The organism is Streptomyces sp. NPDC101237, from assembly GCF_044767465.1.
In the GTDB taxonomy this organism is placed as follows: Bacteria; Actinomycetota; Actinomycetes; order Streptomycetales; family Streptomycetaceae; genus Streptomyces; species Streptomyces gramineus.
Genome location: NZ_JBIWNY010000021.1, coordinates 101,494 through 117,711 on the forward strand (window position 1 = coordinate 101,494; position 16,218 = coordinate 117,711).

The 16,218-nt window shown below is 73.1% G+C and carries 15 protein-coding genes; 3 read left to right on the forward strand and 12 right to left on the reverse strand.

Going from position 1 to position 16,218, the window contains the following annotated elements:
- Positions 1-253 precede the first annotated feature (253 nt).
- Entirely contained in the window at positions 254-1,552 is a 1,299-nt protein-coding gene (locus ACIRQ9_RS28755) for an MFS transporter (RefSeq protein ID WP_404179570.1), read from the forward strand.
- Between the two features lie 58 nt (positions 1,553-1,610).
- The gene (locus ACIRQ9_RS28760) at positions 1,611-2,207 is read left to right on the forward strand and encodes a TetR/AcrR family transcriptional regulator (RefSeq protein ID WP_404179573.1); all 597 of its coding nucleotides are present in this window, start codon (positions 1,611-1,613) and stop codon (positions 2,205-2,207) included.
- A gap of 100 nt (positions 2,208-2,307) precedes the next feature.
- Here ACIRQ9_RS28760 and ACIRQ9_RS28765 read toward each other — a convergent pair whose 3' ends face one another.
- The 4 genes from ACIRQ9_RS28765 to fmt all read right to left on the reverse strand — a co-directional run bounded on the left by ACIRQ9_RS28765 (position 2,308) and on the right by fmt (position 6,714).
- A complete protein-coding gene (locus tag ACIRQ9_RS28765; protein ID WP_404179576.1) occupies positions 2,308-3,351 on the reverse strand; it encodes a sugar-binding transcriptional regulator in 1,044 nt (347 codons plus the stop codon).
- A gap of 78 nt (positions 3,352-3,429) precedes the next feature.
- Positions 3,430-4,116, reverse strand: coding sequence for a ribulose-phosphate 3-epimerase (rpe, locus tag ACIRQ9_RS28770; protein WP_404179579.1), 687 nt, complete (start codon positions 4,114-4,116; stop codon positions 3,430-3,432).
- Between the two features lie 152 nt (positions 4,117-4,268).
- Positions 4,269-5,696, reverse strand: a complete 1,428-nt coding sequence (locus tag ACIRQ9_RS28775) for an RsmB/NOP family class I SAM-dependent RNA methyltransferase (RefSeq protein WP_404179582.1) — start codon at positions 5,694-5,696, stop codon at positions 4,269-4,271.
- 85 nt (positions 5,697-5,781) lie between these two features.
- The gene (gene fmt / locus ACIRQ9_RS28780; protein WP_404179585.1) at positions 5,782-6,714 is read right to left on the reverse strand and encodes a methionyl-tRNA formyltransferase; all 933 of its coding nucleotides are present in this window, start codon (positions 6,712-6,714) and stop codon (positions 5,782-5,784) included.
- Between the two features lie 274 nt (positions 6,715-6,988).
- Here fmt and ACIRQ9_RS28785 point away from each other — a divergent pair, with 274 nt between their 5' ends.
- Positions 6,989-7,537, forward strand: a complete 549-nt coding sequence (locus ACIRQ9_RS28785) for a hypothetical protein (RefSeq protein ID WP_404179588.1) — start codon at positions 6,989-6,991, stop codon at positions 7,535-7,537.
- A 73-nt stretch (positions 7,538-7,610) separates the two neighbouring features.
- On the opposite strand, the gene ACIRQ9_RS28790 is transcribed toward ACIRQ9_RS28785, so the two are convergent.
- The 8 genes from ACIRQ9_RS28790 to ACIRQ9_RS28825 form a co-directional block, all read right to left on the reverse strand.
- Positions 7,611-9,758 carry a primosomal protein N' gene (locus tag ACIRQ9_RS28790; protein ID WP_404179591.1) on the reverse strand — a complete coding sequence of 716 codons (2,148 nt, stop codon included), beginning with the start codon at positions 9,756-9,758 and terminating at the stop codon, positions 7,611-7,613.
- Between the two features lie 122 nt (positions 9,759-9,880).
- Complete coding sequence (gene metK / locus ACIRQ9_RS28795; RefSeq protein ID WP_404179594.1) at positions 9,881-11,089, reverse strand: methionine adenosyltransferase; 1,209 nt, start codon at positions 11,087-11,089, stop codon at positions 9,881-9,883.
- 239 nt (positions 11,090-11,328) lie between these two features.
- Entirely contained in the window at positions 11,329-12,534 is a 1,206-nt protein-coding gene (coaBC, locus tag ACIRQ9_RS28800) for a bifunctional phosphopantothenoylcysteine decarboxylase/phosphopantothenate--cysteine ligase CoaBC (protein WP_404179597.1), read from the reverse strand.
- Between the two features lie 116 nt (positions 12,535-12,650).
- Positions 12,651-12,923 (reverse strand): DNA-directed RNA polymerase subunit omega, encoded by a 273-nt coding sequence (gene rpoZ, locus ACIRQ9_RS28805; protein WP_039649019.1) that lies wholly within the window; start codon positions 12,921-12,923, stop codon positions 12,651-12,653.
- Between the two features lie 51 nt (positions 12,924-12,974).
- On the reverse strand, positions 12,975-13,568 hold the full coding sequence (gene gmk / locus ACIRQ9_RS28810) for a guanylate kinase (protein ID WP_404179600.1): 594 nt from the start codon (positions 13,566-13,568) through the stop codon (positions 12,975-12,977).
- A gap of 60 nt (positions 13,569-13,628) precedes the next feature.
- Positions 13,629-13,952: an integration host factor gene (locus tag ACIRQ9_RS28815; RefSeq protein ID WP_003977346.1), complete on the reverse strand. Its 324-nt coding sequence runs from the start codon at positions 13,950-13,952 to the stop codon at positions 13,629-13,631.
- 266 nt (positions 13,953-14,218) lie between these two features.
- Positions 14,219-15,064 carry an orotidine-5'-phosphate decarboxylase gene (gene pyrF / locus ACIRQ9_RS28820; protein WP_404179603.1) on the reverse strand — a complete coding sequence of 282 codons (846 nt, stop codon included), beginning with the start codon at positions 15,062-15,064 and terminating at the stop codon, positions 14,219-14,221.
- Complete coding sequence (locus ACIRQ9_RS28825) at positions 15,061-16,167, reverse strand: quinone-dependent dihydroorotate dehydrogenase (protein WP_404179606.1); 1,107 nt, start codon at positions 16,165-16,167, stop codon at positions 15,061-15,063. The genes pyrF and ACIRQ9_RS28825 overlap by 4 nt, the downstream gene beginning before the upstream one ends.
- Positions 16,168-16,218 lie beyond the last annotated feature (51 nt).

Sequence of the window (16,218 nt, forward strand, 5' to 3'; positions counted from 1 at the left end):
CCGAAGTGTTCGGCACTCGGCCTTCGTGCCCGTATGTCCTCCACATGATCGGGGTTCGCGGCGCCCGGTCGGCGCAGACGCTCCACGCGAGCCGCGCGCCACAACCCGGCTTCCCCTGAATTTCTTTCGCGACACCGGAATAGACAGACCTGTCTATGGGGTTGGCCAGGGCATGTAGACAGACCTGTCTACTCAATTCAGGCATCTGTGAACCGACGATCTCCGGCACCGTCCCCGCGAAGGATCTCTCCTGATGAACCACCTCGCACAGCACGCCCGACCCACGGCGCAGAGCAGGCCGATCCCGCCGCGCGCGGCGTTCTACGTGCTCGCCTCCATCGTCGTCTCCTTCCTCGCCGCCTCCAGCGCGCCGACCCCGCTCTACGCCACCTACCAGGCCGAGTGGGGCTTCAGCCCGATCACCACCACCGTGGTCTTCGGCATCTACGCGATCGCCGTCCTCTCCGGCCTCCTGGTCCTCGGCAAGCTGTCCGACCATGTCGGCCGCCGCCCCGTGCTGATCTCCGCGATCGCCGCCCAGGTCGTCGCGATGGTGCTGTTCTCCACCGCCGGCGGCGTCGGCGAACTGCTCGTCGCCCGGATCGTGCAGGGCCTGTCCACCGGTGCCGCGCTCGGCGCCGTGGGCGCCGCGATGATGGACGTCAACCGCGCCCGGGGCACCGTGGCCAACGCCTTCGCCCCCGGCCTGGGCACCGCCACCGGCGCCCTGGTCAGCGGCTTCGTCGTGCAGTACCTGCCCGCCCCGACCCACACCGTCTACCTCGGCCTGCTCGGCGTGTTCGCGGCCCAGGCCGTCGCCATCGCCCTGATCGACGAGACCGTCAGCCGTGCGCCGGGCGCGCTCGCCTCCCTGGTGCCCGAGATCAAGCTCCCGCGCCCGGTCCGCGGCGCGGCCCTCGCGGCGGCCCCGGTCATCTTCGCCGTCTGGGCGCTCGCCGGGTTCTACGGCTCCCTCGGCCCGGCGCTGGTGCGCACCCTGGTCGGCTCCACCTCCGCCGTCTGGGGCGGCCTCGGCCTGTTCGTCCTCGCGTTCGTGGCGGCCGTGGCCGTTCTCGTGCTGCGCGGCGCCCGGGCGACGACCGTGATGTACACCGGCATCGGCGCGCTGGTCGCCGGCGTCGCCGTCACGCTGCTGGCCGTCGAGCAGAACGCACCGGGCCTGTTCTTCGCCGGCACGGCCGTCGCCGGCTTCGGCTTCGGCAGCGGCTTCCAGGGCGGCATCCGCACCGTGCTGCCGCTGACCCGGCCGCACGAGAGCTCGGGCGTGCTGTCCCTGCTGTTCGTCGTCGCCTACCTCGGCATGGGCGTCCCGGCCGTCGTCGCCGGAACCCTGGTGGTGCACGGCGGCGGACTCGTCCCGACCTCCGAGGAGTACGGCGCGGTGGTCATCGGCCTGGCCCTGCTGGCCCTCGCGGCCCTGCTGCTGCGCCACCGGACGCCGATGGCGTCCGGGGTGCTGGTGGCCTCCGGCGGCACGCCCGCCGTCGAGGTGCGGGAGGCCGGGCACGCCGACGCGGTGTCGCCCCGCTGACCGGGCAGGCAGCGGTCCCCGTCGCCCGTAGAGTGGAAACGTCGAGAAGGTGGGTGGCATGACGAAGGCGTTGAGTGCCAAGGCTCCGACGGCCCGGGAGCGCCTGCTCTCCGCCGCGAACGAGCTGTTCTACGCGGAGGGCGTGCAGTCGGTCGGGATCGACCGGATCATCGAGCGCGCCGGCGTCGCCAAGGCCTCGCTGTACAACACCTTCGGCGGCAAGGAACAGCTCATCCGCGCCTATCTCGACTCCCGGTACGCCCGGATGTCCGCCCGCCTGCTGCGCGCCGTCGACGGCGCCGACGACCCGCGGGAGCGGCTGCTCGCCGTCTTCGACGCGCAGACCGCGCTCTTCTCCGAGCAGGGCTTCCACGGGTGCGCCTTCCTGGCGGCCAGCGCGGAGGCCAAGCCGGGCGGCACCATCGAAGAGGTCTCCGACACCTACCGGGCCTGGGTCCGGGCGCTCCTGACCGACCTGGCCCGGGAGGCCGGGGCGCCGGATCCCGCGAGCCTGGCCCGCCAGCTCCAGCTGCTGTACGACGGAGGCAGCGTCTCCGCGCGGATGGACCGCGACCCGACGGCGGGCGTGGTCGCCCGGCAGGCGGCGGCCCTGCTGATCGACGCGGCGCTGGCCGCCGGGCAGCCCGCTTCCTGAGCCCTTCCGCCCCACGGGGACGCGCGGCGGCCCGAGCCGGACGGGCGGACCGCCACGGCAGCGTCGGCACCGGTACCGGCGCCGCCGCGGCGGTCCCCCGTCAGGCGCCGTCGGGGTCCGAGCGGCTCAGGGTCGGCTTGGGCGTGGGCCCCGCCGTCATCAGGTAGTCGGCGGCCGAGGTGTCGGTGACGAGGCTGGTGACCAGCCCCGACCTCAGCACCGCGTCGATCGCCGCCGCCTTGCGCTGCCCGCCCGCGATCGCGACGACCTCGGGGATCCGGCGCAGCTGGTCGGCCTTGACCGTGATGCACCGCTCGCCGAGGTCCCGTCCGACCCGGCGGCCGTCGGCGTCGAAGAGGTGCGCGGCCATCTCCGCGGCGACACCGAGCGTGGCGTAGTGCGCCCGCTCCTCGTCGCTGAGCATGTCGTGCACCGTCGAGATCCCGGGCTCCCAGGAACCGATGGACACGCAGGCGACCGTGACCTTGTCGAAGTACTCGAAGGCCCGGGCGATGCCCGTCTGGTTGCGCAGCGCGGCCGCGGTGGCCGCGTCCGGCAGCAGCATCGGCGCGTAGATGGGGTGCGCGTCGCCGCCCGACACCTGGGCGGCCCGCCGGACGGCCTCCACCGAACCGCGCTCGGAGGTCCCGGCGTCGTACACGCCCGTCAGCTGCACCACCGTGCACGGCGGCAGCCGGTCCAGCGCCGCCGCCATGTGGATGGTGGACCGGCCCCAGGCGAGGCCGAGCACGTCCCCCTCGTTGACCAGTTCGCCGAGCAGGTCGGCGGCCACCTCACCGAGGTTCTCCGGATCGGGGGTCTCCTCCGCCTCGGCGGGGGACTCCACCACGACGGCGTGCCGCAGGCCGTAGCGGGCGCGGAGCGCGTCCGAGCGCTCGGCGTCCAGTTCGGCCGGCACACGGATCTCGATGCGCACGAGATCCCTTTCGAGGGCGGTCTCCAGCACCCGGGCCACCTTGAAGCGGCTGACGCCGAACTCCTCCGCGATCTGGATCTTGGACTTGCCCTCCAGGTAGAAGCGGCGGGCCATGGCCGCCGCCTGCACCAGCTCAGCGGGTCCCATCCGCATGGCTGACCGGCCCGCCGACATACCCGACACGGCCATCTCCTCACTGCTGTTCACACTCTGGATACGCCGTTCATCCTCGCAGATCCGGCGCAGTCGATCAGCCCTGATCGGAGCCGTTCACGTTCCCGTACCTCAGTGGTCGCACGCCCAGGACGCGGCAGCCGTCGCCGCCTCGGCCCGGGTGCGCAGTGCACGTACCGCCTCTGCCGGGTCGTTTGCCCCGTACACCGCGGAACCTGCCACAAAAACGTCGGCTCCGGCGTCCGCGCACCGCTCGATCGTCGTCGCCGAGACGCCGCCGTCGACCTGCAGCCACAGCTCCAGCCCGTGCTTGGTGATCAGCTCCCGGGTGCGGCGGATCTTCGGAAGCATGATGTCGAGGAAGGCCTGACCGCCGAATCCGGGCTCCACCGTCATGATGAGCAGCATGTCCAGCTCGGGCAGCAGATCCTCGTACGGCTCGATGGGCGTCGCGGGCTTGAGCGCCATGGAGGCGCGGGCGCCCTTCGCCCGGATCTCGCGCGCGAGCCGCACCGGGGCGGCCGCCGCCTCCACGTGGAAGGTGACGGACGAGGCACCCGCTTCGACGTACTGGGGTGCCCAGCGATCGGGGGCCTCGATCATCAGATGGCAGTCCAGCGGGATGTCCGTGGCTCGGGCCAGGGATTCTACGACCGGCACACCGAGCGTGAGGTTCGGGACGAAGTGGTTGTCCATGACGTCGACGTGGAGCCAGTCGGCGCCTTCGACCGCCTTCGCCTCGTCCGCAAGGCGGGCGAAGTCGGCGGACAGGATGCTGGGGTTGATCTGCGCGGCCATGCGTCAAGCCTGCCATGCCCCGCCGGGGAGGGCCGCGTGGGGTTCCGGGGTGGTTGCGGTCGGGCCCCGGCCACCGGCCGGTGGGGGCTGATCGGGCAGTCCCCGGCGCCCCTTGCGGGGCGCTGCCCGACCGCGTCTCCCGGCAGGCGCCCTCAACCGGTCCTGCGGATCAGCGCCAGGTACATCGCGTCCGTGCCGTGCAGGTGCGGCCACAGCTGGACGTCCGGGCCCTCGCCGAGGTCGGGGACGCCCGGCAGCAGCGGGCGCGCGTCCAGCAGCTCCGTCTCCGGGCGCTGCTTCAGCACGTCCTGGACCACCGCCCGCGTCTCGGCGAGATGCGGCGAGCACGTGGCGTACCCGACGACACCGCCGACCCGCACCGAGTCGATCGCCGTGCGCAGCAGGGAGCGCTGCAGCGGGGCGAAGTTGTCCAGGTCCTCGGGCCGGCGGCGCCAGCGCGCCTCCGGGCGGCGCCGGAGCGCGCCCAGACCCGTGCAGGGCACATCCATCAGGACCCGGTCGAAGGTGCCGGGACGCCACGGCGGCCGGGTGCCGTCGGCGGCGATGACCTGGTACGGCCCCGGATTGCCGTGCAGCGCCTTCGCCACCAGGCCGGCCCGGTGCGGCTGCTTCTCCGAGGCGAGGAGCACGGCCCCGCGCTCCGCCGCGAGCGCCGCGAGCAGCGCGGCCTTGCCGCCGGGCCCGGCGCAGCCGTCGAGCCAGGCGCCGTCCGGGCCGTCCAGCGGCGCGTTGGCGAGCGCGAGGGCCACCAGCTGGCTGCCCTCGTCCTGCACGCCGGCCCGCCCTTCCCGTACGGCCTCGACGGCGCCGGGCTCGCCGCCCTCGCTGAGCCGCACCGCGTACGGCGACCAGCGGCCCGGCACGGCCGCCTCCTCGTCGAGCAGTTCCGCGGTCGTGGCCCGGCCGGGCCGCGCCACCAGCGTCACCTCGGGCCGTTCGTTGTCGGCGGACAGCAGGTCCTCGATCCCGGCCCGGCCCCCGCCCAGCGAGTCCCACAGGGCGGAGACGACCCACCGCGGGTGCGAGTGCACCACGGCGAGATGGTCCTCGGGGTCCTCGTCGTAGGGCGGCGCGACCTTCGCGAGCCAGCCGTCGAGGTCGTCCTGCGCGATCTTGCGCAGCACGGCGTTGACGAACTTGGCCCGCCCGTCGCCCAGCACCACCCGGGCCAGCTCGACGGAGGCGGACACGGCGGCGTGCGTCGGGATCCGGGTGCCGAGCAGCTGGTGCGCGCCGAGGCTCAGCACGTCGAGGACCGGCGGGTCGACCTCGCGCAGCGGCCGGTCCACGCACGCGGCGATGATCGCGTCGTACGTCCCCTGCCGGCGCAGCGTCCCGTACACCAGCTCGGTCGCGAGGGCCGCGTCCCTGCCGTCGAACCGGTCGGGGCCCTCCTTCTCGCGTGCCTTGCGCAGCAGCGGCGGCAGGACGAGGTTGGCGTAGGCGTCCCGCTCGTCCACGGCGCGCAGCGCCTCGAAGGCGAGGAGACGGACGGGGTCCTTCTGGGGACGGCGGTAGGGCTTGGCGGGCCGACGCGGCCCCCGGGACTGCTGGCTCACGAAAAAGGTGCTCCGGAGATGGGAGAGGTGCGGCCTTCCAGCGTACGCCGGGCGCACCGGAAGGCCGTGGCCGGGAAGGGACGGCTCAGTCGCCGAGGGTCTCGCCGGCGCCGATGCGCACGCCGCGCGCCCAGTCCGCCGCCCGCATCGGCTTCTTGCCCTGGGCCTGCACCCACAGCAGCTCCACGGCGTACGACCCGGTCCCCACGTGCGCGCTGTTCTTGCCCACGGCGATCTCGGCCGGCGCCAGATCGGTCCGCTCGGGCACCGGCGCGACCTGGATCAGCTTGAGCCGCTCCCCGCGGAAGGTGGTCCAGGCGCCGGGCGCGGGAGTGCAGCCGCGCACCACCCGGTCGACCCGCAGGGCCGGCGCCGACCAGTCGATCCTGGCGTCCTCGACGGTGATCTTGGGAGCGAGGGTGACGCCCTCGGCGGGCTGCGGCACGGCCTTGAGCGTGCCGTCCTCGATGCCGTCCATGGTGGCGGCGAGCAGCCCCGACCCGGCGAACGCGAGCCGCGTCAGCAGGTCGCCGCTGGTGTCGGTGGGCCGGACCTCCTCGGTGACGGTCCCGTAGACGGGCCCGGAGTCGAGGCCCTCCTCGATCAGGAAGGTGGACGCGCCCGTGATCTCGTCGCCCGCCATGAGGGAGTGCTGCACCGGAGCCGCCCCGCGCCAGGCGGGCAGCAGCGAGAAGTGCAGGTTGACCCACCCGTGGGCCGGCACGTCGAGGGCGACCCGGGGCAGCAGCGCGCCGTAGGCCACGACCGGGCAGCAGTCCGGGCCGATCTCCCGCAGCCGCTCCAGGAACTCCGGATCGCGCGGCCTGAGCGGCTTCAGCACCTCGATGCCCGCCTCCGCAGCCCGCTCGGCCACCGGAGAGGCGATCAGCCTGCGGCCCCGCCCGGCCGGCGCGTCGGGCCGCGTGACCACGGCGGCCACCTCGTGTCGCCCGGAGGCGATGAGGGCGTCCAGAGCGGGGACGGCGACTTCGGGGGTACCGGCGAAGACGAGCTTCATGGGCGAGTGAGGGCCTCTCGGACACGACGGACACGGGCAGCACGCAAGTCTATGCCGCGCACCGTGGACCGCCGACGGCGAACACCCCACCGGCCGCGCGGCCCCCGCCGACCGAACGGGCGGTGCGCGGGCGGAAGAACACGGCGTACGCATATGCCCTCACGCCCCCACACCGTGACCAGCCGCGCGCCCACGCGTTGGTCAAGGAAGAGTTGACCACAACGGGCCGCCTGCGCGGCCCATTCCTTTCAACGCCGGTTCGAGAGGCTTGTTCATGGCCGACCACGCAACCCACGACGCCCAGGCCCGGGCCAGCCTGCACTTGTTGGTGCGGGACATCGAGCGGGTCCGCCGGCAGGTGGACGCACTGCGCACGCTCACCGCCCAGTTGGGCAACGTCTACCGCCCGCGCCGCTCCGGCCCCTCCACGGGCTTCGTCGTCTACGGGCGCGCTCCCGCCCCGACGGTCCGCCTCGCCCAGGAGCTCCGGGACAGTGTCGAGACGCTGGTCACGGCCGCCGTGGACTTCGACCGCTCGCTGGGCTTCTCGTGGGACGCGGTGGGCTCCGCGCTCGGCGTGACCAAGCAGGCGGTGCACCGCCGATACGGCGCGCGCCGCGCCGCGGCCCAGTCGACGCCGGCCGCCGAGACGGAGCTCGCCACCGAGCCGTCCGGCACCCGCACCCTGGACATGGGCCCGGCTCTGCCCTCGGTCCCGACGGTCCCGGCCGCCCGCTCCATGCCGACCCAGCCGACCGCGGGCAGCCCGACCCTGCGCGACGAGGTCAGGCCGACGGCCTTTCCCGGCCCGCGCAACGGCTGACCTCGGGGCGTCTGCCCCGCCCGGCCCTCCCGGCGTGTCTCCGGGAGGGCAGCCGCCCCACCGGTCCGCGCCGCTACCCGATGTCGGGCGGATCGACCCGCACGCGCACGGCCTCGCCGTTCCCCCGTGCCATCCGCGCGGCCTGAGCCGCCTTCAGGGCGGCCGCCAGCGCTCCGCCGCTTCCCGGCGGCACCCGCACCAGCGCCCGCTCCCAGTGCTCGCCAGGCGGCGGCGCCCCGGCCCGCCGAGGTGCCCCGGCCCGCGCCACGGGGACCGGAACCGGCCCCAGCACCTCGGCGTCCGGCGGCAGTTCGGCCGTCGCGAGGAACTCGGCGAGCGCCTCCGGCGCACCCGACACCGCCGCCATCCGTGACACCGGCGGAAAACCCAGCTCGGCCCGCTCGGCGAGCTCCCGTACCGCGTGCCCGACGGGGTCCCAGCGCACCAGGGCCTGCACCGGCCGCAGCGTCGGCTCCGCGACGACGACCACGGTGCCGCCCGCGTCCTGCGGCCGCACCAGCGACCCGGCGGCGATCCACCGCCGCAGCGCGTCCTCACCGGCCCGCAGGTCGGGCCGTCCCAGCATCGCCCAGCCGTCCAGCAGCAGGGCGGCCGCGTAGCCGCCCTCGGCGACCGGCTCGGCGCCCGGTGTGCTCACGACCAGCGCCGGCGTCTCCGGGACCGTGTCCAGCACCTGCTCGCGCCCCGAGGTCCGTACGGGCACGGCGGGAAAGGCCCGGCCCAGTTCCTCGGCGGTCCGCCGGGCGCCGACCACCTGGGCGCGCAGCCGGAAGCCGCCGCACTCGGGGCAGTGCCAGTCGCTCTCGGCGCGCCCGCACCATCCGCACGCCAGCGCTCCGGCGTCCCGCGCCTCCAGGGGACCGGCGCAGTGCCGGCAGCGCGCCGGAGCCCGGCACCGGTCGCAGGCCATCCGCGGCACGTATCCCCGCCGGGGCACCTGCACCAGCACCGGGCCGTGCCGCAGTCCCTCCCGCACGGCCTGCCAGGCGAGGGTCGGCAGCCGGGCCGCACGGGCGGCCTCGTCCCGCGCGAGGTCGCCGTCGCCGACGGTCCGCACCAGCGGCGCGGCCCGCCGCACCTGGTCCCTGCCCGCCACCAGGGGGCGTGCCCAGCCGTTCTCCACGAGTTGCGCGGCCTCCACCGTGCAGCTCCAACCGCCCAGCAGGAAGCCGCACTTGTCCAGGGCGGCGCGCAGCAGCAGCACGTCCCTGGCGTGCGGCTGCGGGGCGTGCTGCTCGCTGTGGCTGTCGTCCCCGTCGTCCCAGATCGCGACCAGCCCGAGGTCCTGTACCGGCGCGAACATGGCGGCGCGCGTCCCCACCACCGCCCGCACCGCGCCGCGGCTGACGGCGAGCCACTGCGCGTACCGCTTCTCGGGCCCGGCGTCGGCCGTGAGCAGCGCGTGCCGTCCTTCGCCCAGCACCTCGGTCAGCGCCGCGTCGACCCGCGCCGCGGCCCGCCCGTCCGGTACGACGACCAGCGCGCCGCGTCCCGAGGAGAGCGTGGCGGCGACGGCCAGGGCGGTCTCCCGGCTCCACTCGGGCCCGGGCAGGGCGTTCCACACCGCACGGGGCGTGCCGCCGGAGGCCAGCGCCTCGATGAAGGCGGCGCCGTGTTCGTAGCGCGTCCAGGATCCGGCGGCGGGCGGCGGCGGGGGCGGCAGCGGATCGGGGGACGGCCGCTTCTCCGCCCGGGCGCTGCGCGGCGGCACCGCCAGCTGCAGCACGTCGGCGAGGCTTCCCGCGTACCGGTCGGCGACGGCCCGGGCGAGCCGCAGCAGTTCCGCGCTCAGTACCGGCTCGGGCGAGACCACCTGGGCCAGCGCGGCCAGCGGCCCCGCGTAGTCGGACTCGTCGAGCCGCTCCACGAGGAAGCCGTCGATGAGCCCGCCGCCCTCGCGGCGCCCGTCCCGCACCCGGTGCCGGCCGGCCCCGAACCGCACCCGCACCCGCACTCCGGGCCGCGCGTCGGCGTCCAGTTCGGCCGGGACGGCGTAGTCGAAGTACCGGTCGAGATGGAGCACGCCCTTGTCGACGAGCACCCGGGCCACCGGCAGCCGCTCGGCGAGCGTGGCGCCCCGCCAGGTCCGCGGCTTGGCGCGCGGTACCTTGGCCTCCCGGACGCTCTCCCGGATGAGCGCGAGCTGCTCAGGCGGCGCCCCTTCGGCGCCCCCGCCCCCGTGTTCGTCCTCGCTGCTCACACCTGCATTCCTACCAAACGCCGCTGACATCGGGCGCGGTCCCGCGTCCCGGCCCGAACGGCGTCGGCTCCCGTGACCACCGTCCGGTGGTCACGGGAGCCGACGCGCGTCGTGCGTGCGGATCAGAGGCCGGCGGCCGTGCGCAGGGCGTCCACGCGGTCCGTCTTCTCCCAGGTGAAATCGGGGATCTCGCGGCCGAAGTGGCCGTAGGCCGCGGTCTGCGCGTAGATCGGGCGCAGCAGGTCGAGGTCCCGGATGATGGCGGCCGGACGCAGGTCGAAGACCTCGTCGATCGCCTTCTCGATCTTCTCGGTGTCGACCTTCGCGGTGCCGAAGGTCTCCACGAACAGACCGACGGGCTCGGCCTTGCCGATCGCGTAGGCCACCTGGACCTCGCAGCGGGAGGCCAGGCCGGCCGCGACGACGTTCTTGGCGACCCAGCGCATGGCGTAGGCGGCGGAACGGTCGACCTTGGACGGGTCCTTGCCGGAGAAGGCGCCGCCGCCGTGCCGGGCCATACCGCCGTAGGTGTCGATGATGATCTTGCGGCCGGTCAGGCCGGCGTCGCCCATGGGGCCGCCGATCTCGAAGCGGCCGGTCGGGTTGACCAGCAGGCGGTAGCCCTCGGTGTCGAGCTTGATGCCCTCGTCCAGCAGGGCCTTGAGCTCGGGCTCCACGACGAACTCGCGGATGTCGGGGGCGAGCAGCGACTCCAGGTCGATGTCGGAGGCGTGCTGGCTGGAGACGACGACCGTGTCGAGGCGGACGGCCTTGTCGCCGTCGTACTCGATGGTGACCTGCGTCTTGCCGTCGGGGCGCAGGTAGGGGATGGTGCCGTTCTTGCGGACCTCGGACAGGCGCTTGGACAGCCGGTGCGCGAGGAAGATCGGCAGCGGCATCAGGGTCGGCGTCTCGTCGGTCGCGTAGCCGAACATCAGGCCCTGGTCGCCGGCGCCCTGCTTGTCGAGCTCGTCCTCGTCGCCCTCGACCCGGTTCTCGTAGGCGGTGTCCACGCCCTGCGCGATGTCCGGCGACTGCGCGCCGATCGACACCGACACGCCGCAGGAAGCGCCGTCGAAGCCCTTCTTGGACGAGTCGTAGCCGATGTCGAGGATCTTGTTGCGGACCAGCGTCGCGATGTCCGCGTACGTCTTGGTCGTGACCTCGCCGGCCACGTGCACCAGGCCGGTCGTGATCAGCGTCTCGACGGCGACCCGGGAGGTCGGGTCCTCGCGCAGGAGCGCGTCGAGAATGGTGTCGCTGATCTGGTCAGCGATCTTGTCGGGGTGACCCTCGGTCACGGACTCCGAGGTGAACAGGCGACGGGACACAACGCTCCCTGGGGTTGCAGCGGCTGCTGGCTGATCATTGGCGGACGACACGGGGAGCTGCGCCCGGCATCGTCCGAGAACAGTTTATCGGTCGTACCCTGCCCCAGGCCCACCTGTCTCGACACTCGGAAGGGCTGTGACCTGCGGCACGGGCATTCTGCCCAATGGGCGGCGGCGTTGAACAGAGCCCCCGCACCCTAATGTGGCGGGCGGGAAAGTTGACGGACGGCCGGAAAAAGTTAACCCAATCGGGCCGCGGCCAGATCCCACACGATGTCGGCCAGGGCCTCCTTGGGCCCGTGCGGCACCGGTGTCTCGCTGCCGTCGGCGCCGAGCACCACGGCCTCGTTCTCCTCGGAACCGAAGGTCTTGCGCTCGCCCACCTCGTTCACCACGAGCAGGTCGCAGCCCTTGCGGGCCAACTTCGCGCGGCCGTTGGCGAGGACGTCGTCGGTCTCCGCGGCGAAGCCGACGATCACCTGTCCGGGCCGCGCCCGATCGGCCGAGATCTCCGCGAGAATGTCCGGATTCCGCACCAGGGCGATCGGCTCGGGCTCCTGGCCGTCCTTCTTCTTGATCTTCCCGGTCGCGTAGACCGCGGGGCGGAAGTCGGCGACGGCGGCGGCCATGACCACGGCGTCGGCGTCGGCGGCCGCCTTCAGCACGGCCTCCCGCAGCTGCACGGCGGTGCCGACCGGGACGACGTCCACGCCGGCCGGGTCGGGCAGGCCGGTGGTGTTGGCGGCGACCAGCGTCACCCGGGCGCCACGCGCGGCGGCCGTGCGGGCGAGGGCGTAGCCCTGCTTGCCGGAGGAGCGGTTGCCGAGGAAGCGGACCGGGTCGAGGGGCTCGCGGGTACCGCCGGCGGAGACGACGACATGGCGGCCGGCCAGGTCGGGCTCGCGCACGCCGCGCGCGAGGACGCGGCGGCAGACCTCGAAGATCTCGGCCGGGTCGGGCAGCCGGCCCTTGCCGGTGTCGACGCCGGTGAGCCGGCCGACGGCCGGTTCGACCACGACGGCGCCGCGGCGGTGCAGGGTGGCCACGTTCTCCCGGGTGGCCGGGTGCTCCCACATCTCGGTGTGCATCGCGGGCGCGAACACGACCGGGCAGCGGGCCGTGAGGAGGGTGTTGGTCAGCAGGTCGTCGGCGAGGCCGTGGGCCGCCTTGGCGAGCAGGTCGGCGGTGGCGGGGGCGACCACGACCAGGTCGGCGTGCTGGCCGATCCGGACGTGCGGGACCTCTTCGACGTCGTCCCACACCTCGGTGGAGACGGGGTGGCCGGAGAGCGCGGACCAGGTGGCGGCGCCGACGAAGTGCAGCGCGGAGGCGGTGGGCACGACCCGGACGTCGTGGCCCGACTCGGAGAACCTTCTCAGCAGCTCGCAGGCCTTGTAGGCGGCGATCCCGCCGCTGACCCCCAGGACGACCTTCGGCTTGTCCACGTCACTCCCCGCACTCGGCTCCCGCACGCCGCCTTCGGCGTACGACTCCATCACACACCACAGGCCCGGCAGTCGGCCGCCGGGCCTGTGGATAAGTCAACCGCGATGCGAAGGTACTACTGCGCCGGGCCCTCGATGGCCTCGGAGGTCAGCAGACCCGCGTTGATCTCGCGCAGGGAGATGGAGAGCGGCTTCTCGTGGACGTGGGTGTCGACGAGCGGACCGACGTACTCCAGGAGACCCTCGCCGAGCTGCGAGTAGTACGCGTTGATCTGGCGGGCACGCTTGGCCGCGTAGATCACGAGGCTGTACTTCGAGTCGGTGGCCTCGAGGAGCTCGTCGATCGGAGGGTTGATGATGCCCTCGGGCGCGGTGATGGAAGAGGACACGCTCTGCCTTCCGATGGATGGAAAAGATTCAGTCTGAATGATCAGCGACGATCACACAACGTCCATCAAGGCTAGCAGCTCTCGCGCCACGTCCTCGACGGAGGTGTTGACCAGCGTCTCGTCGAACTCCGGCTCCGCGGCGAGTTCGATCTTCGCCGCGGCCAGACGGCGTTCGATCACCTCGGGCGGCTCGGTGCCCCGTCCGGTGAGCCGGCGCACCAGCTCCTCCCAGGAGGGCGGGGCCAGGAACACGAGCCGGCCGTCCGGCATGGACTCACGGACCTGGCGGGCGCCCTGGAGGTCGATCTCCAGCAGCACCGGCACACCGGACTCCAGGTGCTCCAGCACCGCCTGGCGCGGGGTGCCGTACCGGTTGCCCGCGAATTCGGCCCACTCCAGGAGTTCGCCGTTGGCGATGAGCTTGTCCATCTCCTCGTCGGAGACGAAGAAGTACTGCACTCCGTGCTTCTCGCCGGGGCGGGGCTTACGAGTGGTCGCGGACACCGAGAGCCAGACCTCGGGGTGTTCCTTGCGCATATGGGCGACGACCGTGCTCTTGCCGACCCCGGAGGGGCCGGAGAGCACGGTCAGCCGCGGACGTACGTCCGGGGGCTCGGGGGTCGTCCCCCGGAATGTTGCAGCCATGCAGCGATTATTCCAGCAATCGCGGACTGCCCGGGACGTCCGTCCCGGACTGCCCGGTGATCAGGAGCCGGTGCTGCCGAACTCGCGCTCAAGGGACGCGATCTGGTTGGAACCGAGACCACGCACCCGACGGCTCTCGGAGATCCCGAGTCGCTCCATGATCTGCTTGGCGCGGACCTTGCCCACGCCCGGGAGGGACTCGAGCAGGGCGGAGACCTTCATCTTGCCGATGACGTCGTTTTCCTGGCCCTGCTTGATGACCTCGTGGAGAGAGGCGCCGGAGTGCTTCAGTCGATTCTTGACCTCGGCCCGCTCCCGGCGAGCCGCGGCGGCCTTTTCGAGCGCGGCTGCGCGCTGTTCAGGGGTAAGGGGCGGAAGAGCCACGCCTACGTCACCTCGGATGTCGATCTGTCGGATACGGACCGGTGAGGAACCTAGTCGCCCCACACCTGGGGAGCTACGAGCAACACGCTTGCCCGTGACTCTGCTCGGAGACTAGCGGGCAAGTCCGCCGGAGTCAGCGAGAACAGCGGAAAAGTCCTGGTCAGCCTCCGTGAGGCCAGACTTTTCGGACATACTGCCCCGGATTTGAGGGTGTATTCACGCTCGGCGAAACACCGGAGCGCTCGCCGAGCCCCTCCTCCCCGTCCTCATCCACCTGCGACGACGTTCCTGATCTCGGCCGCGAACCGCTCGGCGGCCGCCCTGAGGGCCCCGGCATCGGGACCGTGACGCAAAACACCTCGGCTCACGTTTGGAACTACGTTGCGCACCGCCGCACCGAACACCGCGGGAAGGTCCGCCGCCGTCGCGCCCTGCGCTCCGACGCCCGGCGCGAGCAGCGGACCGTTGATGTCGAGGTCGTACGACGAGAGGTCGCCGACCGTGGCGCCGACCACGGCGCCGAAGGAGCCCAGCGGCTCCTCCCCGGTGTTCTCGGCGGCCAGGTGGGCCAGCATGGTCGCGCCGACCGTCCGGCCGTCGCCGCGCACCGCGTGCTGCACCTCCGCTCCCTCCGGGTTCGAGGTCAGCGCCAGCACGAAGAGGCCGGCCCCGCTCTCCCTGGCCAGGGCGACGGCCGGGCTGAGCGATCCGTAGCCGAGGTACGGCGAGACCGTCAGGGCGTCGGAGAACAGCGGCGCGTCCTTGCTGAGGAAGGCCTCCGCGTACCCGGCCATGGTGGAGCCGATGTCGCCCCGCTTGGCGTCCATGACGACCAGCGTCCCGGCGTCCCGTGCCTCCCGCACCACCCGCTCCAGGACGGCCACCCCGCGCGAGCCGAACCGCTCGAAGAACGCGCTCTGCGGCTTCATGACCGCGACCCGGTCGGCCACGGCCGCCACGACGGTGCGGCTGAACCGTTCGAGTCCCGCCACGTCGTCGTTCAGACCCCACGCGGAGAGCAGCGAGGCGTGCGGGTCGATGCCGACGCACAGCGGACCGCGCTCGTCCATGACGCGGCGCAGCCGGGCGCCGAAGGGCTCCAAGGGGCTCATACGGTCTTCCTCACATCGGCGCCGACCGCGTCGGCGAGCGTGGCGTACGGGCTGGTGCGCAGGCGGGCGGCCAGCCCCTTGTGGACGGCGCGGCACCAGAACGGCCCCTCGTAGACGAAGGCGCTGTAGCCCTGGACCAGCGTGGCACCGGCCAGGATGCGCTGCCAGGCGTCCTCGGCGCTCTCCACGCCGCCGACCCCGACCAGGACGATCTCCTCGCCCACGCGCGCGTACAGCCGCCGCAGCACCTCCAGGGACCGCGCCTTCAGCGGCGCCCCCGAGAGTCCCCCGGTCTCCCCCACCAGCTCGGCGCCGGAGCGCAGCCCGAGGCCCTCGCGCGCGATGGTGGTGTTGGTCGCGATGATGCCGTCGAGTCCCAGCTCGACGGCCAGGTCCGCGACGGCGTCGACGTCCTCGTCGGCGAGGTCCGGCGCGATCTTCACCAGCAGCGGCACCCGGCGGTTGGCCGCGACCCGGTCGGCCGCCTCGCGCACCGCCGTCAGGAGCGGACGGAGGTGGTCGACGGCCTGGAGGTCGCGCAGGCCGGGCGTGTTCGGCGAGGACACGTTCACGACCAGGTAGTCGGCGTACGGCGCGAGCCGCTCGGCGGACTTCACGTAGTCGCGGACCGCCTCGGCCTCCGGTACGGCCTTGGTCTTGCCGATGTTGACGCCGACGACGGTCCTGAAGACGGGCTCACGGGTGGCCAGGCGGGCGGCGACGGTGAGCGAGCCGTCGTTGTTGAAGCCCATGCGGTTGATCAGCGCCCGGTCGGCCACCAGCCGGAACAGGCGCTTCTTCGGGTTGCCGGGCTGCGCCTCGCCGGTGACGGTGCCGATCTCGACGTGGTCGAAGCCGAGCATCGACATCCCGTCGATCGCGACGGCGTTCTTGTCGAACCCGGCCGCGAGCCCGAACGGCCCGTGCATCCGCAGCCCGAAGGCCTCGGTGCGCAGCTCCTTGTACCGGGGCGCGAGCGCGGCGGCCACGAAGGTGCGCAGCACCGGGACGCGGGCGGCGAACCGGATCCACCGGAAGGCGAGGTGGTGGGCCCGCTCCGCGTCCATCCGCTTGAAAACGAGGTTGAAGAAGATCTTGTACATGAAGTCCTCACGCGAAGGGGGACACCGACGTACGGTGCCCCCCATGCCGAC

Coding starts and splice junctions, on each gene's coding strand:
- ACIRQ9_RS28755 (WP_404179570.1), top strand. CDS start 254: ATGAACCACCTCGCACAGCACGCCCGACCCACGGCGCAGAGCAGGCCG.
- ACIRQ9_RS28760 (WP_404179573.1), top strand. CDS start 1,611: ATGACGAAGGCGTTGAGTGCCAAGGCTCCGACGGCCCGGGAGCGCCTG.
- rpe (WP_404179579.1), bottom strand. CDS start 4,116: ATGGCCGCGCAGATCAACCCCAGCATCCTGTCCGCCGACTTCGCCCGC.
- fmt (WP_404179585.1), bottom strand. CDS start 6,714: ATGAAGCTCGTCTTCGCCGGTACCCCCGAAGTCGCCGTCCCCGCTCTG.
- ACIRQ9_RS28785 (WP_404179588.1), top strand. CDS start 6,989: ATGGCCGACCACGCAACCCACGACGCCCAGGCCCGGGCCAGCCTGCAC.
- gmk (WP_404179600.1), bottom strand. CDS start 13,568: ATGGCTGCAACATTCCGGGGGACGACCCCCGAGCCCCCGGACGTACGT.
- pyrF (WP_404179603.1), bottom strand. CDS start 15,064: ATGAGCCCCTTGGAGCCCTTCGGCGCCCGGCTGCGCCGCGTCATGGAC.
- ACIRQ9_RS28825 (WP_404179606.1), bottom strand. CDS start 16,167: ATGTACAAGATCTTCTTCAACCTCGTTTTCAAGCGGATGGACGCGGAG.